The following is a 19,027-nucleotide window of genomic DNA, read 5'->3' on the forward strand; positions in this document are numbered from 1 at the left end:
GTGGTGCCCTACGCGGCGCTGTGGGCCACGATGCTGATCGGCGGTGTGGTGGTGCTGGTCCTGGCCCTGCTAAGCGCCGAGGTCTACGACAACGTGGTGGACGACGCCGGCCTGGCCAACCTGGACAAGCCCACCCTCGGGATGATGGAACAGTTGCGCAGTCCCGCCCTCGACTCGTTCGTCACGGGATTCACCAATATCGGCGGCGGGATCGGGATGCCCATCCTGGCCAGCCTGCTTACGGCGGCGCTCATCTGGGCCAGCCGGACCTGGCGGCCGCTGATCCTGATCGGAGGCGCCGCCGCGGTCTCTGTGACGGCAACCGCCATCGGCAAGAAACTGATCGGCCGGACCCGCCCGGACCACACCGACGCCGTGCCGCCTTATGAGTCATCGCCGTCGTTCCCCAGCGGCCACACGCTCAATACCACTGTGGTGATCGGCCTGGTGGTGTACCTCGCATGCCTGCAGATCACACGCACCATCGCCCGGGTGGGCCTGATAGCGGCCGGCGCGGTCTTCATCTTCGCGATGGGAATGAGCCGGGTCTATCTGGGCCACCACTGGATGACCGATGTAATCTTCGGCTGGATTCTGGGCCTGGCATGGGTCGGGATAGTGATCCTGGCCCACCGGCTCTTCCACGTCCTGCGGCACCGCGAACAGGCCGGTCCAGCCCCGACGTTTGACAACGAGGTCCACCTTAACGCCGACGCCACCGGCGGCAGCACTGCGGGTGAGGAGCGCGACGCCGGCGCCCCCGGTCCCACGGGCAGGACCCCATCCGCCGGGTGATAGTTTTGACCCATGCGCACTTTCGTTGTGGACCACCCGCTGGTCGCCCATAAACTCACCGTTCTGCGGGACAAAAACACCCCGTCCCCGGTCTTCCGCCAGCTCACCGAGGAGCTCGTCACGCTCCTGGCGTATGAGGCCACCCGCGATGTCCGCACCCAACCGGTGACCATCGAGACGCCGGTCAGCACCACAGTTGGCACCGCCTTCACCAAACCGACTCCGTTGGTTGTCCCCATCCTGCGAGCCGGCCTCGGCATGCTCGAGGGCATGACCAAGCTGGTCCCCACCGCTGAGGTCGGTTTCCTGGGCATGGCCCGCGACGAAGAAACCCTGGACATCATCACGTACGCCGAGCGCCTCCCCGAGGACCTCACGGACCGGCAGATCTTCGTCCTGGACCCCATGCTTGCCACCGGCGGGACGTTGCGCGAGGCCATCAAGTTCCTCTTCAAGCGCGGCGCCTCCGATGTCACCTGCATCTGCCTGCTGGCCGCGCCGGAAGGCCTGGCGAAGCTGGAAGAAGAGCTGGCTGACGCCAACGTCACGATCGTGCTTGCTTCGATCGACGAGAAGCTCAACGAGAAGTCCTATATCGTCCCGGGTCTGGGCGACGCCGGCGACCGTCTCTACGGTGTGGCCGGCTGAGCCAGCGCCCGGCAGCAACACCGGCGCGGCGGACCTTCCCACCAGTGGGGGCCCGGCCTGCCGGGAAACTCAACACGGGACTGGCCTGAGCCCATGGACTGGAAACTCGAACTCATTTTAGTTCCCGTATCCGATGCCGGGCTCGGGCTGCTCGATCGCGTTCGGTGAGGGCCCCAGCGATGCACCGCCGGGTACGGCACCGACCCTGCAACTCGTGGTCAGCGACATTCAGGCCGCCCACAAGCAGCTCAAGGACAACGGCGTGGACGGCAGCGGCGTCGATGTCCAGGACTGGGGACATTTCCTCTACTTTGCCGATCCCGACGGCAACAAGTGGGCGGTGCAACAGCTCACGGCACGGTCAACCGGCTCCGGACAGCCAAGGGATCCGGAACATCCGGTTGGTACGCGGCAAGATGGGACGATGACTTCAGTTACCGGCACCGCGCTTCCGACCGCCTTCACCGTCCGGGCGGTGCTTTTTGACATGGACGGGACTCTCGTTGATTCCACCGCAGCGGTGGAACAGGTCTGGGGGGAGTTTGCTGCCCGCTATGGTCTGGACCTTGCCGAGATCCTGCGCACCTCCCATGGCGTTCAGGCAGCGGACACGGTGCGGCGCTTCGCGCCGGCGGGAGCCGACGTCGCGGCCCTCACCGCGGAACTGGGTGCCATGGAACGCGCCAGGACTGCCGGCATCGTGGCATTGCCGGGCGCTGCCGGGTTGCTGCGCCTGCTGCCGGCGGACGCCGTCGCCCTGGTGACATCGGCGGACCGGCTGCTGGCAGACATTCGGATGGCCGCCGCCGGTCTTGCCTTGCCCGCCACCGCCGTGACAGCAGATCTCGTCGGCCGCGGTAAGCCACACCCGGAAGGCTACCTGCGCGCGGCCGAACTGCTCGGAGTGGACCCGGCGGACGCTGTGGTTTTCGAGGACGCGCCGGCCGGCATCGCCGCCGGCCTGGCTGCCGGGATGCGGACGGTGGCGGTAGGCCCGAACCCCGGCGAACTGCCCGACGGCGTGCTGCGCATCGCCGATTACTCAGCCGTCTTGTGCGAGGTCGGGGTCGACGACGCCGGCCGCAGCATCATCTCTTTCCGGCTGTGAAACCGTGGCCCCGTTTCGAAGGGCCGGTGCCTCCGCCGCAGCTCAGTACCAGTTGTTCGCGTAGTGGAAGTTCAGCGCCCCGCACGGTGAGCCGTAGCGTTCCTGGACGTAGTTCAGTCCCCAGTTGATCTGCGTCCGGTAATTCGTGAGGTAGTCGGCGCCTGCGCTGGCCATCTTCTCGGCCGGGAGGGACTGAACCACGCCGTAGGCGCCGCTGCTCGGGTTGGTGGCAGTAGTCTTCCAGTCAGACTCCTTGGTCCAGAGTTTGACCAGGCACTGCATCTGGCCGGCGTCCCAGCCGTGGGCACCCAGTTGGCTGGCCGCATAAGCCTGCGCTCCGGCGGGATCGTCAACGGCAACAGGAACCGGCGCGGGCTCCGGCGCCGGTGCGGCGGCGGGGGCCGGTAACTCGGCAGGCTTAACCTCGGCGACCGGGGCCGGGGTATCGGCCGGCGGGCTAACGGTCTGGTTCGCCACCAGGACGCGTTCAAAGTCGAGGTGCTGCAGCGGATCCGCACTGACTGCCGATTTTGTGGCGCTGCTGGCGCTGCTGGCGTTGCGGGTGGCTGTCTCCGACGCTTGGCCGGCGGCGCCGGCTCCCACGAGCACTGCACACGCCGCTGCGACAACTGCCGCCCGGCGGCCGGTGGAGCCCAGGCCGGTGGTGAACCGGGACAGGGCCGACGCCGGTTTGGCGGGCTCGGCGCGGTGTCGCGACGGCTTGGAGCGCCTCTTTACATCGCCCTCAGGGCGTGTTTGTACCGTGAATTCAGTCATGGTCGCCTCTCAACGCCTGCGGAGTTAGCTGTCGGGTTCGGATGAGGTCACCCGGCCGCACGGAATCTCACGTGACGGCTTCACCCCAAGGGCGCAATGTGCAGAAATGCCCGGGAACTCTGGGTCCCCCGCCTCTGCCTAATCCAGCGGAATCCGGGAGGCGGCAGAGTTTGGCGTGCATCCGGATATGCGGTCCGAGTGATGACCGCACGCTAAAGACGGTACAGGACCGGAACGCCAATGTCACATTTCGATAACAGGAGCGGCGGGTTCGGCGCGGCGGATTGCTTCGCGGATTAGCTGGAGCGGCGGGGTGTCCGGTCCTCGGCCGGAGCGTCCGGCAGCCGAACGGTGAACTCGGTCCGGCCCGGCACCGACGTTACGCTGACAGTGCCGCCATGGGCTTCGACAATCGACTGCACAATTGACAATCCCAGCCCGCTGGTGCCCTCAGACGACGCGGCAGTTCGGGCCGGGCCGGCAGCCGCGGCGGCGAGGGGTGAGTCCGCACCCGGTGCGGACGGCAGCCGGTGTGCGCGCAGCGGCACGAGCGGGCGCGGCCGGCCGGATACCGGCGTTGTACCGGTTGCAGGATTCCTGCGCGACGCATCCGCGCGCGTAAACCTCGAAAAGACCCGGTCCACGAACTCCGGGGCGATCCCGGGGCCGTTGTCCGTTACGGTCATCACGGCGGTGCCGTCGGGAGCCCGCTGCACAGCTGTCACCACGGTGGTGCCGGTTCCAGTGTGCTTGCGTGCGTTGGAGAGCAGGTTGGCCAGAACCTGGTGGAGCTGGGTCGTGTCGCCGCGGACCACCACCGGCTCCGCCGGGAGCTCCAAGTGCCATACCCGGTCCGGTGCCATCACTTTTTCGTCGCTCACCGTCTCGATGGCCAGCTGGGTGAGGTCCACGTCGCTGAGGCGGAGCGGCCGGCCCTCGTCCAGCCGGGCTAGCAGGAGCAGATCCTCCACCAGGGTGGTCATCCGCTCGGACTGGCTCTGCACCCGGGCCAGGGACTTCTCGCCGTCTGGGGTGAAGTGTTCGGTCATCCGCATCAGTTCGGTGTACCCGCGGATCGCCGTCAGGGGTGTGCGCAGCTCGTGCGAGGCGTCTGCGACAAACTGGCGGACCTTCATTTCGCTCTTCTGCCGGGCTTCGAGTGCGTTGGATACATTGTCCAGCATCAGGTTCAGGGCGTGGCCAACACTGCCCACCTCGGTGCCGGGATGTGCTGCGGATGCGGGCACCCGCATGGCAAGTCCGACTTCTCCGGCGTCGAGGGGGAGGCGGGACACTTTCGTGGCCACCTCGGAGAGCTGATCGAGCGGCTTCATGGTGCGGCGAATCAACGCCGTGCCGGCGAGGCCAATGACAACAAGGCCGCCCGCAGAGACAAGCACCATAGTCCAAACCAAAGAGGCCAGCGTGTTCAATTTCTCGGTGAGCGGCAGCCCGGTCACGATCACGCCGCCGTCCGGGGCCGTGAAGGCTACCAGCCGGTAGGCCCCGGCGGAAAGAGACCGGTTGACCGGCTCGCTGCTCGCAGGGAGCGACAGGAGAGCTGCGTTGTCCTCCCTGGTCAGGGACTTTCGGGTGGCGTCTTCGGCGAGGAAACCGGCGCCGCGTACCGAGCCGGCCACGATCCTGGCGTTAAGGGTCCCGATTCCCTGGCCCCGGGCCTCAAGGGGGTCGGCGCGGCCGCCGGTGCGGCCAAACTCGCGGGCACGGTCCGCGGCTTGCGCGAGTTGTGTGTCGAGCTGCCTGGTCAGGAAGGAATCCATCGAGGCGTAACTGACTAGGCCGACAGCACCGCAGATCGCCACCAGAAGGGCCATGGCAACCAGAACAAGCCGGGTGCGCAGGTGCCAGCTGGAAGGGGTGTGCCACACGGGTCCGGCGGGGCCGGCCCTGCCGGAACGGACAGGCACGATTCAGTCCGCCGGCTTCAGGACATAGCCGGCGCCGCGGACCGTGTGGATCATCGGCGGGTGGACGGCGTCGACCTTTTTGCGGAGGTAGGAGATGTAGAGCTCCACGATGTTGGCCTGCCCGCCAAAGTCGTAGTCCCAGACACGGTCCAGGATTTGGGCTTTGCTGACGACCCGTTTCGGGTTCTCCATGAGGTAGCGCAGCAGCTCGAACTGGGTGGCCGTGAGGTGGAGCTCGTCACCTGCGCGCCGCACTTCCCGTGTGTCGATGTTCAGGACAAGGTCCCCGACGACGAGTTCGGCCGTATCCATTGCTGCCACCCCGGACCGCTGGACCAGCCGGTGCAGGCGGAGCAACACTTCCTCCATGCTGAACGGCTTAGTCACGTAGTCGTCGCCGCCGGCAGCCAGCCCGGTGATGCGGTCCTGGACGTCGTCCTTTGCCGTCAGGAACAAGGCCGGTACCTCCGGCGCGAAGGCCCGGATCCTGCCGAGGAGCTCGACGCCGTCGAACCCGGGCAGCATCACGTCGAGCACCAGGACGTCGGGCCGGAATTCCCGGGCGAGCTTCATGGCCTCCGGTCCGTCGGCGGCGACAGCCACCGACCAGCCCGCCATTCGCAGGCCCATGCTCATCAGCTCGGAGAGGCTCGGTTCATCGTCCACTACCAGGGCGCGGATGGGGGAGCCGTCCGGATGGCTCAGCTGCGGGAGGTTGTTGGTCGTGGAGTGCGAGGTGGCCATGGGACAACTCTCCGATCTGCCGGTTAGCTACGCCTTTGGTGATCCTGTGCGGCACCTGTGAATCCCACCCTAGCGAGCTGGAGAGGAGACTGCCCACGGCAGCGTCCTGCTGATGCGGTCGCCAAGATAAGCCGCTGGGCGGTCGCCAAGCTGCGTGATCCCGGGTCCGGGCGCTTCCCGGCAGCAGGATGACCACCAGGTGGGACGGCAGCCCCGCGTGGAGTGGCGGCCCAGTAGTCACTCAACTCGCCAGCAAAGAATTATGCATGCTCGTTGTCTCGATTTGCCGAATAGGATTCGCAAAAGGCGGCATTTGCTTGCTGATCGTAAAATCTGTTGCTCGACTCGCCCTCTTGGCCGAAGCGTGATCCGCGCCACATTGTGGATATTCGTCTCAGAATGTGGAATCCAGGAGCCTTTGTTACTTGCAAGTTTTCATTGTTACGTTGCACACTTCAATTGTGAACAAGAACTCAACAGCACCTGCAGCCGCAGTTTCCTGGATCAGCGCACCCGCTGACGCAGGGAAGCGCTGTTGTCGAATGCACGCCTAACCTTTACACCCCAAAGGTTTCTAGGCATTCGCCCCAGCCCAGTGTCGGGCGCCCCTCCCCAGTATTCATTGCGGGGAAAAGTAGCATTCGAGCCGCGATGACGGCCATTCACATTGAGGTAAGCAATCCATGTCAGTTGCATCCGGATACGTCCACATCTCCGTCCGTAACGCCGGCAAAGCCGGCCAGACCTCCGGTATTCGCCAAGGCTTCGGCGACAGGGCATCCTTCGCGCCCGCCGGCTCCGGAAACAGCTTCCCCACTCCGGGTTTTGCACCCCAGGGCTACAACCCCAACTCCTATGGACAGCTCCGGGCTGTTCCGCCGGCACCGGCCACTGCGCCGACGCCCGTGATTGCCCCTGCCGGCGGCAGCCCCCTCCGCCCCGTCCCGGTTGACAACGTCGCCCGGGGTTTTGTGCTCTACATGGGTATCGATGAGGAGACAGCAGCGGCTGCCGGCACCTCCATTGCCAAGCTGGCCCAGGAAATCCGGGCCTACGCCCAGTCGCTGGTATCCGGTGCCGAAAGCTACGCCGCCGTCGCCGTCGCACCGGCCAGCGCGCCGGGCTCCGCCCTCGACGTCGTCCGTTCCACCTTCGGCGACCCCACAGTGGGCTCCCGCCAGCGGTCCGAGAGCGCCCGCCTGCAGCAGCCGCAGGATCCGCGCCCGTCCGGTGTGCTGATCGACCTTGCCCGCCGTGAAGTGGCACTCGACGGCGAATCCCTGAACCTTACGTTCAAGGAGTTCGAGCTGCTCAACTACCTCGTTGAGAACGGCACCCGTACCGTAGGCCGTGATGAATTGCTGGAGGGCCTGTGGCGCAATGCCGAAGAAGTGCCCAACGAGCGGACCATCGACGTCCACATCCGCCGCCTGCGCTCCAAGCTCGGCCGCCTCGCCAACACGGTGCGGACGGTCCGCGGCCAGGGTTACCGGTTCTATGAGCACCCGGAAGTTGTGGTCTGGGCCGCACCGGAGTACTCGATCTAGCGTTGGGCCCACACGCCCCACGCGAAAGCGTCCGTCCTTTGAACCGGGGCGGGCGCTTTTGCGTTTCCGGATTGCGCGGACCGGGTGATACCCCGCACTAGGATTGATCCATGAGCGCGCATCACATCAAACGGCTGGTGATCATGCGCCATGCCAAGGCGGATTGGCCCGGCGGCGTAGCGGACCATGACCGGCCGCTGGAAGAGCGCGGTCACCGTGATGCTCCGCAGGCCGGTAAGTGGCTGCTGAAACATGGTGTGGTCCCGGACTTTATTCTTTGCTCCAGCGCCCTGCGCACGCGGCAGACCTGCACTTGGGTTTGCAGCGAATTAGGCGACAAGGCACCGACGCCGAAACTTGAGCACGGACTTTACGCCGCCTCGGCGTCGCGGATGCTGACAGTCATCAACCACGTCCCGGATACCGTTACCACCCTGATGGTGATCTCGCACATGCCCGGAGTGCAGGACCTCGCGATGCACCTCGCGTCCCGGGACTCGAGCCACGATGCCTATATGGATGCCGCCACGCGATACCCCACCAGTGCGCTGACCGTTATGGAGACGGAGAAGTCCTGGGCCGAACTGGACGGCCAGGACGCGAGGCTCACGCACTTTAAGGTTCCCAGGGCTACATAATCCCCGGCCGACGTCGTCTCAGCGGTCCGGCAGCCTGGAAACAGGCCCGAACTGCCGGCCGGATCGATGCCGGCGCAGCCCATCAGCGGTGTGTGCTTCAGCTCGACGGGTTCCTCTGCGCCTGCGTCCCTGCTAGTGTCTGCCTCATCCACTCTGAAGGAGTTCCTGATGGCACGGAAAGTACGCACTGCCGATCAGAAGATCTCCCGGCTGAGGGCATACAACATCGTGGCCGGCTCCCTGCATCTGGTGCAGGCCCTCGGCTTCGCCTACGTACTGACCCTGCTGGGCAGCCAGGTCACCTTCGCGGTCACGGCCGACTACCTCAGCGGTCCTCCCGGTGTTCCGCTGCCGCCTGAGCGGGTGACTCTGTTCGATGTGAACGTGGGTCTGGGAGTAGTGGCGTTCCTGGCGTTGTCTGCCGTGTTCCATTTCCTCATCTCATCGCCGTGGTTCTTTCCCCGCTACGCGGCCGGCTTGAAGGCGAATCACAACTACTTCCGCTGGGTCGAGTACTCGCTGAGTTCGTCGATCATGATCTGGCTGATCGCCCAGATTACCGGCATCACGGATATCGCGGCGCTGTTCTCGATCTTCGCCGTCAACGCGGCGATGATTATGTTCGGGGCCCTGCAGGAAAAGTACGAAACACCCGGCAACGGAAGGTTCCTGCCGTTTGTCTTTGGCTCGATCGCGGGCGTGGTGCCGTGGATCGTGATCATCATTTACTTCTTGGCTCCGGGCTCCACCACGGAGGCCTCCCCGCCGGCCTTTGTCTACGGGATCATCATTTCGCTGTTCCTGTTCTTCAACACGTTCGCAATAAACCAGCTGCTGCAGTACCGGCAGGTCGGCGGCTGGCGGGACTATCTGCGCGGCGAGCGGGCCTACATTACGCTGAGCCTTGTCGCCAAGACCGCGCTGGCCTGGCAGGTTTTTTCGGGCGCGATTATCCCGGCACTCACCTAGCCGAGCGGCCGAGGGAACGCCCGGCGGGCCACCAGCGGGCGGCGGTCACTTCCGGATACCGGGAAATCCACCGGCCATTGCCGCAACAGGTGAAATGTGTTTCACTGTTCGTGGAGGGGAGTATCCCCTGGATGTTTCGTCGTCAGCCCGGCCGCCCCTGAGCGGCCCGGCGGAGCAGGCCCCCTTTGGGCCGGGAAAGACCTCCGGTTGGTTAGAGCTGACTGGAAGCGGGTATCCCCATGAATGTTCCCTTTTGGGCTTGGCTGGCTGTGCTTGGCGGCATCGTCCTGATGCTTGCGGTCGACCTGTTTGCCCACCGCCGCGCACACGTGATCCGTGTCCGGGAAGCGGCCCTATGGTCCGCGGTCTGGGTTGTTGTCGGGGTTGGTTTCGGCGCCCTGATCTGGCAGATTTACGGCCAGGAGTTTGGCCAGCAATACTTCGCCGGCTACCTGATCGAGAAATCCCTCGCCGTCGATAACGTGTTCATCTGGGCAATTATCTTCACGTACTTCGCGGTACCCCGCGAATACCAGCACCGGGTCCTGTTCTTCGGGGTCCTCGGCGCGCTGGTCTTCCGTGGCGTTTTCATCGCCGCGGGCGCGGTAATCATCGCCAGTGCCGAATGGGTGCTGTACCTCTTTGCAGCGTTCCTGCTCATCACCGGCTACCGGATGATCCGCCACCGCAACGACGTGCTTGACCCGGAAAAGTCCCGGGCACTGAAACTTTTCCGCCGGCGTGTGCCCATGACGGACGACTTCCACGGCCAGCGCTTCCTGATCCGCAAGGACGGCGTCCTGCTGGCCACCCCGCTGCTCGCGGTGCTGGCCCTCATTGAGGTCACCGACATCATTTTCGCCGTGGACTCCATCCCCGCGATCTTCGCCGTCACCGACGAAGTGTTCCTGGTCTTCACCGCCAACGCGTTCGCCATCCTGGGCCTGCGGGCAATGTACTTCCTACTCTCTGACATGATCCACCGCTTCATCTACCTCAAAATCGGACTCGCGCTCGTCCTGATCTGGGTAGGCATCAAAATGTTCCTTAAGATCGACCTCTACTACATCCCCACCCCGCTGTCTCTGGCCGTCATCGCCACTATCCTGGCGGTGTCCATCGGAATCAGCCTCTGGGCCACCCGGGGCCAAGAACGCACGGTTCCCGAGGCGCCGGCATCCTCCCCGTTCGGAACCGCCTCGGCTGCGGAGATCGCCGAGCTGGAACCACTGTGGGGACGCGCGCGCCAGCGCACGGAAGCAACAACCACGGCCACCGCCGATGCCCCCGGCAACGGTGACACCGGCGGTTCCGCGGACGCGCCGGGTCCGGGTGAACGCAGATGAGCGGACACGAACTATTGCTTATGCCGCATCCGCAATCCGATCCCGCCAGCGCACACGTCAGCCAGGAGCAACCATGACCGTTCCGCCCAGCAGACCAGTCACGATCCTGAATCAAATGATCCGCGCCGAGCCGGCCGCATCCCCACGCCCGGCCTGGACCTTCCTCACGAACCACGGACATGTCCTTTTGGCCGTGGCGACGGATCCGCGGCTGCGGGTCACTGACATCGCCGAACGAGTCGGCATAACGCCACGTGCAGCCCTGCAGATCCTCAAGGACCTGGAAACCGGAGGGTACCTGCACCGCACCCGCGTCGGACGGCGCACCCAGTACGCCATCGAACCCCATCAGCACTTCCGCCACCCCACCACCGCGGCCCGGGAAATCGACGGACTCATCGAGCTATTCTCCGAACCGTGAGCCGCGACCCAGGCCAAGCCATCCCACAATTCTTCCGGACGCCCAGGGTCCTGCGCTGAGCCGGGGTATGCCCGGCGGGGGGCCGGCGCACCGAAGCTCAGCGGCGCGTCGACGACCGTGCCGGGGTGCGTTCCACTGATTTGGCGGGGCCTTTGGCAACGGACTTTGTGCCGGTGGTTCGCCCGGCGGACGGGGCCGGACGCCTGGCTCCCGGGGCTGCAGGCCGCGGGGCAGGAGCGCGTGCCGGCGGCGCTGCGGACCGTGGTGCCGGCCGCTGGCTGGCAGTCCGGGAGGGTGCGCGGCGGCCGGCCGGGGCTTTGGAAGCGGTGCCCCGCGCGGCCGTCGGACGGCGGCCGGGAACGGAACCGCGGGGCCGCGGTTGCCTGCCCCGCCCCGGGAGGACGGTTCCGGCAACCAGCAGCAGCAGGGTAGCTGCGCCGGCCGCGGCGGCGAGGTAGAAGTACAGGTCCGGGTGGTCCGAATCCACCGGAGCCGACATCGCATCCGGATCAGCGTTGAAGGCCAATCCCCACTGTCGCAGGAACGCTATGCCGAAGGCGATAAACAGCATGCTCCCGATCCCGCTGGCTGCCAGCGTCCGGTGCCGCCGGCGGATGACCACCTCGGAAACGCAGGCCACATAGGCTGCCCCGGCGGCCGCCAGGAACCACAGGAACACCGTTTCGTGGAGTGTGATGCCAGCCAACGCCAGAAGCGCCAGGGCGGCGAGGAACGCACCGATGGCAAACTTGCCGCTGTTACTCATGTGGCCCATGTGAATCATCATCCCCGAGCGGGGCTACTTTGCAACGTAGCCGCGCATGGAGGTCATAATGGCGCCGACGCTTTGCTCGCGGGTCCGCTCCGGGTTGTAGGCCTGCCGGTCCAGGCCAACTACGAAGCAGGCCCCCAGGATGGCGGTCTCCAGGCTGCCGCGGGACACGGCAGGATCCACCGGGTAGACGGCCGCCACCGCATCGATCGCCGCTCCGACTACTTCCAGCAGCCGTCCGCGGAGCTCGGCGAACGTCTCCTGCCATTCACTTGGGGTACGCCAGTTCTCGCTGACCCACAGCCTCGCGAAGGAGGGGTATTCAGCCATAAAGTCCATGGCCCGGCCGATCATAACGTCCATTTGTTCCAACGGATCCCCGGATTCATCCCGAACGCTGAGCAGCCCGGTCAGCAGGATATCCACGCCGTAGCGGAGCAACTGGGCAATCAGATCGGACTTGCTGCCGAAGTTGTAGTACACGGTGCCTTTGGAAACGCCGGCCGCCGCAGCAATCTCATCCACCGTGACGCCGGCGGCCCCGCGTTCACCGATCAGCTCCATCGAGGCCTCGAACAGCTTCTGCTTGGTGGCGTTGGTCCGTCCGGGGCGGAGCTTCTTGTCGCCGGACTCCACTTCGCTCATACTGTGATCTCCGGTTTCAGGGTCTTGAGGGTCCAGAACTTGTGCTTGTGAACGGCCAGCGTGGACAGCGCCGCCCCCAGCACGGTGTAACCAAGCAGGCCCGCCGCCGTGGGCACGATCATTGACAGGTCGGCGCCGTAGATCAGGTGCCGCATTCCGGACACCACGTATCCCATTGGCAGGACCTCGTGGACAACGTGCAGCGGCGGGGGAGTGGTCTGCCAGGGGAAAGTTCCGCCGGAGGAGACCAGCTGCAGGACCAGAAGGACAAGAACCACAAACTTCCCCGGAGTTCCCAGCAGTGCCACCACACCCTGGATGATGGCGGTGAAGGCCATCGCGGCAGCCAGCATAAACAACCACATCAGGACGGGGTGAACGGGGTTGAGGCCCAGCGCTACGTCGACCACGAGGGTGAGCAGGCTTGCCTGGACCACCGCGACGGCCAGGAAGGGCAGCCAGCCGCCTACGGCGATCTTCCACGACGGGGCGTTGGATGCCAGCGCCCGCTGCGTGATCGGCCGCATTGCCTGGACCAGCATAAATATCCCGATCCATAGTGCCAGCGTCAGGAAGAACGGGGCCAGGCCCGCACCATAGGAAGCGGCCTTGGCCTGCGAGACGTTGCTGACCGCCACTGGGTCAGCGATCACCTTGGACAGGCTGCTTTTTTGGGAGTCGTTGGGGTTCGGGACCTGGCCGGCACCCTTGGCGAGTTCGGCGGCGAGGGTGCCCGCGCCGTCGGCTGCCGTCGCCGTTCCACTTTCCAGCTGCGCGGCACCGTCGTCGAGTGTTTGCGCACCTCCGGAGAGTTTTGCGGCACCGTCCAGGGCGCTTTGCTCACCGGCGGCGAGGCCGGACGCGCCAGCGGCCAGCTGGTCCGCGCCGGTGGATGACTGGCTAATGGCGCTGCCGAGGGCCGGGGTTGCTTCCGCAAGCCGGGACGCTCCTGCGCTGACAGCCGCTGAGCCGTCCGCCAGCTGCTGGATCTGCCCTGCGGCTGACTTGAGCGCGGCCGCAGGTCCCGGGGAGGCCGGCGGGGCGGCATTTGCGTCGAAGTCCGCGAGGATGAGACCGGCCTGGGCCGGGGTGATGCTGCCGGCCGCGACGAGCCGGTCATTGGACGCGAGGACGCGGCCGCGCTGGGCCTGGGCGGTCGCCTGCTCGGTGGCTGCCAGCTGCCCTGCGAGTCCCTGTACCTTCGTGTTCAGCGCCGCGTTTCCGGCGGCGATCTGCGCGGCGCCGTCGGCCAGGGTCCGGGAATCGGCAGGCAAGGTGGCAGTTTTGTCCTTGAGCTGGGACAGTCCGCTGCTGAGCTGGCCCGCCCCGGTGTTGAGGGCGGTGGCCCCGTCCCGGAGTTTGAGCTGGCCGGCGTAGAGCTCGGCGGCGCCGCTCTTGAGATCGCCGGTGCCCTGGTGGAGGGCGAACGCCCCCTCGCGGAGCTTGGCGACTCCGCCGGCGAGTTGCCCGGCGCCGTCGGACGCCTTGACCATCTGGGTGTGGATGGTGCCAAAGCCGGTCAGCAGTTCGTTGGCCGTTTCCTCGCCCACCTCCTTGGCCACCGTTGAGTGCACGGCGGTGGTCAGCTTGTCCACAACGGTGCTGAGCACATAGCTGTTGGCATCGTTGGTGGTGACATTCAGCATCGCCTGGTTTGCGGCGTCAAAGCTGCCCGGCGAGACGAGATTGGCCGAGAAGTCCCTGGGAATCTTGAGCGCGAACGAGTACTTGCCGCTGTTCACGCCCTGGTCTGCTTCTTCGGCAGTGGCTACGGTCTGCCAGTTGAAGACGTGGGCCTCGACCAGGCTGTCTGCGACCGTCTTTCCGGTTTCCAGCCGGGTTCCGTCGCTGGCGGCCGCCCCCGTGTCCTCGACCACCAGGGCGGCGTCGATCTGGTCCAGGTTCCCGTAGGGATCCCAGTTGGCGTAGAGATACACCGCGCCATAGAGCAACGGCACCAGGGTCAGGGCAAGGATGGTCAGCTTCGGCAGGAGTCCGCCGGTCATACGCTTGAGTTCGGAGCGGGCCAGCCGCAGAACAGTCACTGTGAGTCCTCGGTTTCGAGCAGGATTGATGGGTGGTCCCGGTGCTTTCCGGGAGGGATGTCCATTTTCCGAGTGTCGGACGTGCCGGACGTGCCGGACGTGTCGGCGTCAGCGGGTGCCACCGCCGCCGGTGCAGCTGCGGGCGCAGCCTCAACGGCGTTCCCAATGGCGGCGATGGGTCCGGTCCAGCCGACCGGAAGCGCTGCGACCGTCGCGACGACGGCGAGCGGCCGTCCGCCGTCGTACGCCAGTTCCTGCAGCCGGGGCAGCCAGTCGCCGGAATCCGCGCTGTGCCGGTCCGGGGAGTCGATGACCAGGAGATCCGTGCGGGGATTCGCCAAGGCCAGTGCGGTGAGCAGTTCGACGCGCCGCCGGGCCGGAATCTCCTCGGTCCACAGATCGGCAATGTCCTCGAAGCGGTTGACCTTGAGCCAGGGTTTGCTGAGCAGCGCTCCGCGATAGCGCCGGGGGACAAGCGCCAGGTCCTCGGTGACCAGATCGCCCACGCTGAGATGCTGTTCGGGCTCGTTGACACCCGGGGAGTCCACCAGGGAGCTGGCCAGGCGGAGGCGCTTGATCTTGGGGTTGCCGTCCCAGCTGAGCACTCCGCCGGAGGGCCTCATCCGGCCGCTGAGTGTGAGCGCGAGTGCGGTCCGCTGGTCCTGGCCGTCGCCTTCCACCAGAAGCAGCTCCCCGGGGAGCACCTCAAGGGAGGTGGGCGGAAGCAGGTCATTCCGGCGGCCGTTCACCTGGAGGTGTTGCGCGGAGAGCATATATGCCTTTCGGGTCGGGTCTCCTCCAAGGCTAACTGAACTGACTGGTCAGTTCAAATAAGAATCCTCCCGTGTGATCAACTGATCACAGGCCGTACGCTTCGAGCAGCCGGAGCCACACCTCACTGATGGTGGGGTAGGACGGGACGGCATGCCAGAGCCGGTCCAGCGGAACTTCTCCGACGATGGCAATGGTCGCGGCGTGCAGCAGTTCGGCCACGTCCGGTCCCGCGAACGTGGCGCCGAGCAGGACCGTGCGCTCTTCATCGATCACCAGCTGGGCCCAGCCCTCATAGTGCTCGGCGTGGAGCGCGGAACCGGCCACCTGGATGGGCAGCTGCACGGAAGTGGCGCGGTAGCCGTCCTTGTGGGCCTGGTCCACACTCCGGCCCACACTCGCCAGTTCGGGATCCGTGAAAACGACATTGGGGACGGCGTGCTCGTCTGCTGTCTGGGCGAAGCGGCTCCACGGGGCCGGATCGCCTGAGAGCTCGCCCTTGGCGCGGGCGGCAATCGCATCGCCGGTGGCCCGGGCCTCATACTTGCCTTGATGGGTCAGCATGACCTTGCCCGCTGCATCGCCGACGGCGTAGAGCCACGGGTCCCCGCCGTTCCCGGCCAAACCCGTGACCAGGCCGGTGGAGTCGGTGCTCAGCCGGAGACCTTTGCCGTCCGCGGCGACAAGGCCAACACTTTCCAGTCCAATCCCCGCCAGGGCAGGATGCCGGCCGGTGGTGACCAGGACTTTGTCGGCTGTCACTAAGCTGCCGCCCGCCAGCTCGAGGGTGAGCGAGCCGTCGCTGTTTTCCCGGACGCTTTTGGTTCCGGTGTGCAGGCGGAGATCGACGCCGTCCGCACGCAGTCCGGCGGCGACCAGGGAGCTTGCCTCCGCCGGGAAAGAGCCGAGCAGGCTGCTGCGGGCCACCACTGTCACGGCGGAGCCCAGCCGGGCGAAGGCCTGGGCGAGTTCGGTGCCTGCCACGCCGCCGCCGAGCACCGCCAGCCGCTCCGGGATGACCTTCGCGGACGTTGCTTCGCGGGTGGTCCAGTAATCCACCTGGGACAGGCCTTCGAGCGGCGGCACGGTTGGTGCGGACCCGGTTGCCACCACCACTGCGTGCCGCGCCGTGAGCGTGTATCCGTTGCCGTCCAGTCCCGCGACCTCGACGCTGCGGCTGCCGGTGATCCAGCCATGGCCGCGGATGAGTTCGATCCCGGCGTCCGCTACCCAGGTGACCTGGCCGTCGTCCTGCCAGTTGGACGTAAAGGAGTCGCGGCGCTTCAGGACGGCGGCTACGTCCAGGGTCCGGGTGACTGCTTCCGCTGCGCCGGGAACGGTCTGGGTGCCGTGCAGGGCGGTACCCGGCCGCAGCAGCGCCTTGGAAGGCATGCAAGCCCAGTAGGAGCATTCGCCGCCGACGAGTTCCGCCTCGATCAGCACTGCGGTCAGCCCGCCCCGGACCACACGTTCCGCCACGTTCTCGCCCACGGCACCGGCGCCGATCACAATGACATCGAATTCCTGTTTTTGCTGTGCCGTCATGGCAAAAGCCTAACCCCCGCGAGGTCCGGCCGGGCCGTCCGCAGCGGGCACGCCGGGGCTGGGCCCGCCGGTGGGTTAAACAGAAGATCCGCACCGGCAGGCCGGTGCGGATCTTCTTCTCTGTGCGCCCAAAGGGATTCGAACCCCTGACCTTCTGTTCCGTAGACAGACGCTCTATCCAGCTGAGCTATGGGCGCATTTTCTGTTCCTGGAACTTCTCGCTCCCTGAACCTCGAATTACTTTACGCGAGAGGGGGCCGCGGTGACAAATCGAAACAGGTGTAATATAGCTGACTAGACCGGTCTACGTGACCTTAGTCACAAAATAGCATCGGTCCGCAGTGTTGATTCCTTGAATTTCCGGGCTTTTTGAAATCCCTTCCCCCATTCACCCCACATACTGCCCCATTTTCGGGGGGTGATCTAGCCCTACATTTAGGACACACGACTGAACCCGAGGAAGGGAACCGTAATGGGAGATTTGGCGCGACTGCCGTTGCTTGAAAAGGCACCCACCACACATGCCGGGCTGCTGGCATGGGTTGAAGAGGTAGCTGAACTGACCCAGCCGGACCGGATCCACTGGGTAGACGGCTCCGAAGAAGAGAATACCCGGCTCACGGATGAACTCGTTGCCGCGGGCACACTGACCCGCCTGAACGAAAAGCTGTTCCCCAAATCTTTCGCGGCATTCTCCGATCCCGCCGATGTGGCCCGGGTCGAGGAGCAGACCTTCATCTGCTCGGAAAACGAACGTGATGCAGGCTTTACCAACAACTGGATGGCTCCGGTGGAGATGAAGGAGAAGCTGCGCGGCCTGTTCAGCGGCTCCATGCACGGCCGCACCATGTACGTCATCCCGTTTGTTATGGGCCACCTTGACGCCGAGGATCCCAAGTTTGGTGTGGAGATTACGGACAGCGCGTACGTCGTCGCCTCCATGCGCATCATGGCCACGATCGGCACCGAGGTGCTGGAGAAGATCACCGCGACCAATGCCTTCTTCGTCCCGGCACTGCACTCCCTGGGCGCACCGCTGGCCGCCGGCCAGGAAGACGTTGCCTGGCCCTGCAATCCGGACAAGTGGATCGTGCACTTCCCGGAGGAGCGCTCGATCTGGTCCGTCGGCTCCGGCTACGGCGGCAACGCCCTGCTGGGCAAAAAGTGCTACGCCCTGCGCATCGCCTCCGTGATGGCCCGCGATGAGGGGTGGCTTGCTGAGCACATGCTCATCCTCAAGCTGACCTCGCCGGAGAAAAAGAACTACTACATCTCTGCCGCGTTCCCGTCGGCCTGCGGCAAAACCAACCTCGCCCTGCTGGATCCGACCATCGAGGGTTGGGGCGTCGAAACCCTTGGTGACGACATCACCTGGATGCGGATCGGCAAGGAAGGTGAATTGCGGGCCACCAACCCGGAGGCCGGGCTGTTCGGCGTCGCCCCCGGCACCGGCTGGGGAACCAACCCCAACGCCATGCGCGCCATCGCCAAGGGCCACAGCATCTTCACCAACGTGGCCCTGACGGACGACGGCGGCGTCTGGTGGGAGGGGATGACGGACGAGGTTCCCGCGCACCTGACCGACTGGCAGGGCAACTCCTGGACTCCTGGTTCGGACCAGCCTGCAGCCCACCCGAACTCCCGCTTCTGCACCCCGATATCACAGGTCGACATGCTGGCCGAGGAGTACTACAGCCCCGATGGTGTGGAGCTTTCCGCGATCCTCTTTGGCGGCCGGCGCAAGACCACTGTGCCCCTGGTTACCCAGGCCCGGAGCTGGACCAATGGCATTTTTATGGGCTCCACCCTGTCCTCGGAAACGACCGCCGCGGCGGCCGGCAAGGTCGGTGTGCTGCGGCGCGACCCGATGGCCATGCTCCCGTTCATCGGCTACGACGCGGGGGACTACCTCAAGCACTGGATCAGCGTCTCCGGGAAGGCTGATCCCGAACGCCTGCCGCACATCTTCCTGGTCAACTGGTTCCGGCGCACCGCCGAGGGCGGCTTCGCCTGGCCCGGCTTCGGCGACAACGCTCGGGTCCTCAAATGGGCCATCGAGCGGATCGAAGGCAAGGCGGAGGCCGTGGAAACCCCCATCGGCTTCGTCCCGGCCGGGCACTCCCTGGATCTGACCGGACTGGACCTCACGCACGCTCATGTCGAAGACGCCGTCCGCGTGGACCGCGAGGAGTGGGACACCGAACTCGCCTCGATCGAAGAGTGGTACGCGAGGTTCGGTGACTCCCTGCCTGAGGCCCTGCGCTCCGAACTCGAAGGCCTGAAGGAACGCATGGCCGCCCACTAGCAGCGGGCTGATCTGACGACGGC

The 19,027-nt window shown here is 65.7% G+C and carries 17 protein-coding genes, 1 tRNA gene, 1 pseudogene and 1 riboswitch; of the genes and pseudogenes, 10 read left to right on the forward strand and 9 right to left on the reverse strand.

Going from position 1 to position 19,027, the window contains the following annotated elements; translation table 11 throughout:
• The first annotated feature begins 30 nt into the window (after positions 1-30).
• The 4 genes and pseudogenes from QK287_RS14400 to QK287_RS14410 all read left to right on the forward strand — a co-directional run bounded on the left by QK287_RS14400 (position 31) and on the right by QK287_RS14410 (position 2,551).
• Positions 31-795, forward strand: coding sequence for a phosphatase PAP2 family protein (locus QK287_RS14400; protein WP_226773704.1), 765 nt, complete (start codon positions 31-33; stop codon positions 793-795).
• Positions 796-807: 12 nt separating this feature from the next.
• Positions 808-1,443 carry a uracil phosphoribosyltransferase gene (gene upp, locus QK287_RS14405; protein ID WP_226773684.1) on the forward strand — a complete coding sequence of 212 codons (636 nt, stop codon included), beginning with the start codon at positions 808-810 and terminating at the stop codon, positions 1,441-1,443.
• Positions 1,444-1,536: 93 nt separating this feature from the next.
• Positions 1,537-1,795: pseudogene (locus QK287_RS18520) on the forward strand (VOC family protein); the annotation flags it as partial.
• A gap of 72 nt (positions 1,796-1,867) precedes the next feature.
• Positions 1,868-2,551: an HAD-IA family hydrolase gene (locus QK287_RS14410; protein ID WP_226773703.1), complete on the forward strand. Its 684-nt coding sequence runs from the start codon at positions 1,868-1,870 to the stop codon at positions 2,549-2,551.
• A gap of 42 nt (positions 2,552-2,593) precedes the next feature.
• Here QK287_RS14410 and QK287_RS14415 read toward each other — a convergent pair whose 3' ends face one another.
• The 3 genes from QK287_RS14415 to QK287_RS14425 form a co-directional block, all read right to left on the reverse strand.
• Positions 2,594-3,328, reverse strand: coding sequence for a hypothetical protein (locus QK287_RS14415; RefSeq protein WP_226773683.1), 735 nt, complete (start codon positions 3,326-3,328; stop codon positions 2,594-2,596).
• A riboswitch (cyclic di-AMP (ydaO/yuaA leader) is annotated at positions 3,328-3,514 on the reverse strand. (Overlaps the previous gene by 1 nt.)
• A gap of 110 nt (positions 3,515-3,624) precedes the next feature.
• Positions 3,625-5,256 carry a HAMP domain-containing sensor histidine kinase gene (locus tag QK287_RS14420; RefSeq protein ID WP_226773682.1) on the reverse strand — a complete coding sequence of 544 codons (1,632 nt, stop codon included), beginning with the start codon at positions 5,254-5,256 and terminating at the stop codon, positions 3,625-3,627.
• 3 nt (positions 5,257-5,259) lie between these two features.
• A complete protein-coding gene (locus QK287_RS14425) occupies positions 5,260-6,000 on the reverse strand; it encodes a response regulator transcription factor (protein ID WP_282360537.1) in 741 nt (246 codons plus the stop codon).
• Between the two features lie 683 nt (positions 6,001-6,683).
• Between QK287_RS14425 and QK287_RS14430 the strand changes: the two genes are divergently transcribed.
• The 5 genes from QK287_RS14430 to QK287_RS14450 all read left to right on the forward strand — a co-directional run bounded on the left by QK287_RS14430 (position 6,684) and on the right by QK287_RS14450 (position 10,921).
• On the forward strand, positions 6,684-7,547 hold the full coding sequence (locus QK287_RS14430) for a winged helix-turn-helix domain-containing protein (RefSeq protein WP_226773680.1): 864 nt from the start codon (positions 6,684-6,686) through the stop codon (positions 7,545-7,547).
• A 110-nt stretch (positions 7,548-7,657) separates the two neighbouring features.
• A complete protein-coding gene (locus tag QK287_RS14435; protein ID WP_226773679.1) occupies positions 7,658-8,185 on the forward strand; it encodes a histidine phosphatase family protein in 528 nt (175 codons plus the stop codon).
• Positions 8,186-8,353: 168 nt separating this feature from the next.
• Complete coding sequence (heR, locus tag QK287_RS14440; RefSeq protein ID WP_226773678.1) at positions 8,354-9,154, forward strand: heliorhodopsin HeR; 801 nt, start codon at positions 8,354-8,356, stop codon at positions 9,152-9,154.
• A gap of 239 nt (positions 9,155-9,393) precedes the next feature.
• Complete coding sequence (locus QK287_RS14445; RefSeq protein WP_282360538.1) at positions 9,394-10,500, forward strand: TerC family protein; 1,107 nt, start codon at positions 9,394-9,396, stop codon at positions 10,498-10,500.
• 115 nt (positions 10,501-10,615) lie between these two features.
• On the forward strand, positions 10,616-10,921 hold the full coding sequence (locus tag QK287_RS14450) for a winged helix-turn-helix domain-containing protein (protein ID WP_226773702.1): 306 nt from the start codon (positions 10,616-10,618) through the stop codon (positions 10,919-10,921).
• Between the two features lie 97 nt (positions 10,922-11,018).
• On the opposite strand, the gene QK287_RS14455 is transcribed toward QK287_RS14450, so the two are convergent.
• The 6 genes from QK287_RS14455 to QK287_RS14480 all read right to left on the reverse strand — a co-directional run bounded on the left by QK287_RS14455 (position 11,019) and on the right by QK287_RS14480 (position 16,896).
• The gene (locus QK287_RS14455; protein ID WP_226773676.1) at positions 11,019-11,687 is read right to left on the reverse strand and encodes a hypothetical protein; all 669 of its coding nucleotides are present in this window, start codon (positions 11,685-11,687) and stop codon (positions 11,019-11,021) included.
• Positions 11,688-11,720: 33 nt separating this feature from the next.
• Positions 11,721-12,338 (reverse strand): TetR/AcrR family transcriptional regulator, encoded by a 618-nt coding sequence (locus tag QK287_RS14460; RefSeq protein WP_226773675.1) that lies wholly within the window; start codon positions 12,336-12,338, stop codon positions 11,721-11,723.
• On the reverse strand, positions 12,335-14,383 hold the full coding sequence (locus QK287_RS14465; RefSeq protein WP_282360539.1) for a YhgE/Pip domain-containing protein: 2,049 nt from the start codon (positions 14,381-14,383) through the stop codon (positions 12,335-12,337). Before QK287_RS14465 ends, QK287_RS14460 begins: the two co-directional genes overlap by 4 nt.
• Positions 14,380-15,156 (reverse strand): ABC transporter ATP-binding protein, encoded by a 777-nt coding sequence (locus QK287_RS14470; RefSeq protein WP_282360540.1) that lies wholly within the window; start codon positions 15,154-15,156, stop codon positions 14,380-14,382. Before QK287_RS14470 ends, QK287_RS14465 begins: the two co-directional genes overlap by 4 nt.
• An 85-nt stretch (positions 15,157-15,241) precedes the next feature.
• Positions 15,242-16,699, reverse strand: a complete 1,458-nt coding sequence (locus QK287_RS14475) for an NAD(P)/FAD-dependent oxidoreductase (RefSeq protein ID WP_282360541.1) — start codon at positions 16,697-16,699, stop codon at positions 15,242-15,244.
• A gap of 123 nt (positions 16,700-16,822) precedes the next feature.
• A tRNA-Arg gene (locus QK287_RS14480) sits at positions 16,823-16,896 on the reverse strand.
• A 275-nt stretch (positions 16,897-17,171) separates the two neighbouring features.
• On the opposite strand from QK287_RS14480, the gene QK287_RS14485 reads away from it, so the two are divergent.
• Complete coding sequence (locus QK287_RS14485; protein WP_282360543.1) at positions 17,172-19,004, forward strand: phosphoenolpyruvate carboxykinase (GTP); 1,833 nt, start codon at positions 17,172-17,174, stop codon at positions 19,002-19,004.
• Positions 19,005-19,027: the final 23 nt, after the last annotated feature.

This window comes from Arthrobacter sp. AL05 (assembly GCF_029960715.1).
Lineage (GTDB): Bacteria > Actinomycetota > Actinomycetes > Actinomycetales > Micrococcaceae > Arthrobacter.

Coding starts and splice junctions, on each gene's coding strand:
- QK287_RS14400 (WP_226773704.1), top strand. CDS start 31: ATGCTGATCGGCGGTGTGGTGGTGCTGGTCCTGGCCCTGCTAAGCGCC.
- upp (WP_226773684.1), top strand. CDS start 808: ATGCGCACTTTCGTTGTGGACCACCCGCTGGTCGCCCATAAACTCACC.
- QK287_RS14410 (WP_226773703.1), top strand. CDS start 1,868: ATGACTTCAGTTACCGGCACCGCGCTTCCGACCGCCTTCACCGTCCGG.
- QK287_RS14415 (WP_226773683.1), bottom strand. CDS start 3,328: ATGACTGAATTCACGGTACAAACACGCCCTGAGGGCGATGTAAAGAGG.
- QK287_RS14425 (WP_282360537.1), bottom strand. CDS start 6,000: ATGGCCACCTCGCACTCCACGACCAACAACCTCCCGCAGCTGAGCCAT.
- QK287_RS14430 (WP_226773680.1), top strand. CDS start 6,684: ATGTCAGTTGCATCCGGATACGTCCACATCTCCGTCCGTAACGCCGGC.
- QK287_RS14435 (WP_226773679.1), top strand. CDS start 7,658: ATGAGCGCGCATCACATCAAACGGCTGGTGATCATGCGCCATGCCAAG.
- heR (WP_226773678.1), top strand. CDS start 8,354: ATGGCACGGAAAGTACGCACTGCCGATCAGAAGATCTCCCGGCTGAGG.
- QK287_RS14445 (WP_282360538.1), top strand. CDS start 9,394: ATGAATGTTCCCTTTTGGGCTTGGCTGGCTGTGCTTGGCGGCATCGTC.
- QK287_RS14450 (WP_226773702.1), top strand. CDS start 10,616: ATGATCCGCGCCGAGCCGGCCGCATCCCCACGCCCGGCCTGGACCTTC.
- QK287_RS14455 (WP_226773676.1), bottom strand. CDS start 11,687: ATGAGTAACAGCGGCAAGTTTGCCATCGGTGCGTTCCTCGCCGCCCTG.
- QK287_RS14460 (WP_226773675.1), bottom strand. CDS start 12,338: ATGAGCGAAGTGGAGTCCGGCGACAAGAAGCTCCGCCCCGGACGGACC.
- QK287_RS14470 (WP_282360540.1), bottom strand. CDS start 15,156: ATGCTCTCCGCGCAACACCTCCAGGTGAACGGCCGCCGGAATGACCTG.
- QK287_RS14475 (WP_282360541.1), bottom strand. CDS start 16,699: ATGACGGCACAGCAAAAACAGGAATTCGATGTCATTGTGATCGGCGCC.
- QK287_RS14485 (WP_282360543.1), top strand. CDS start 17,172: ATGGGAGATTTGGCGCGACTGCCGTTGCTTGAAAAGGCACCCACCACA.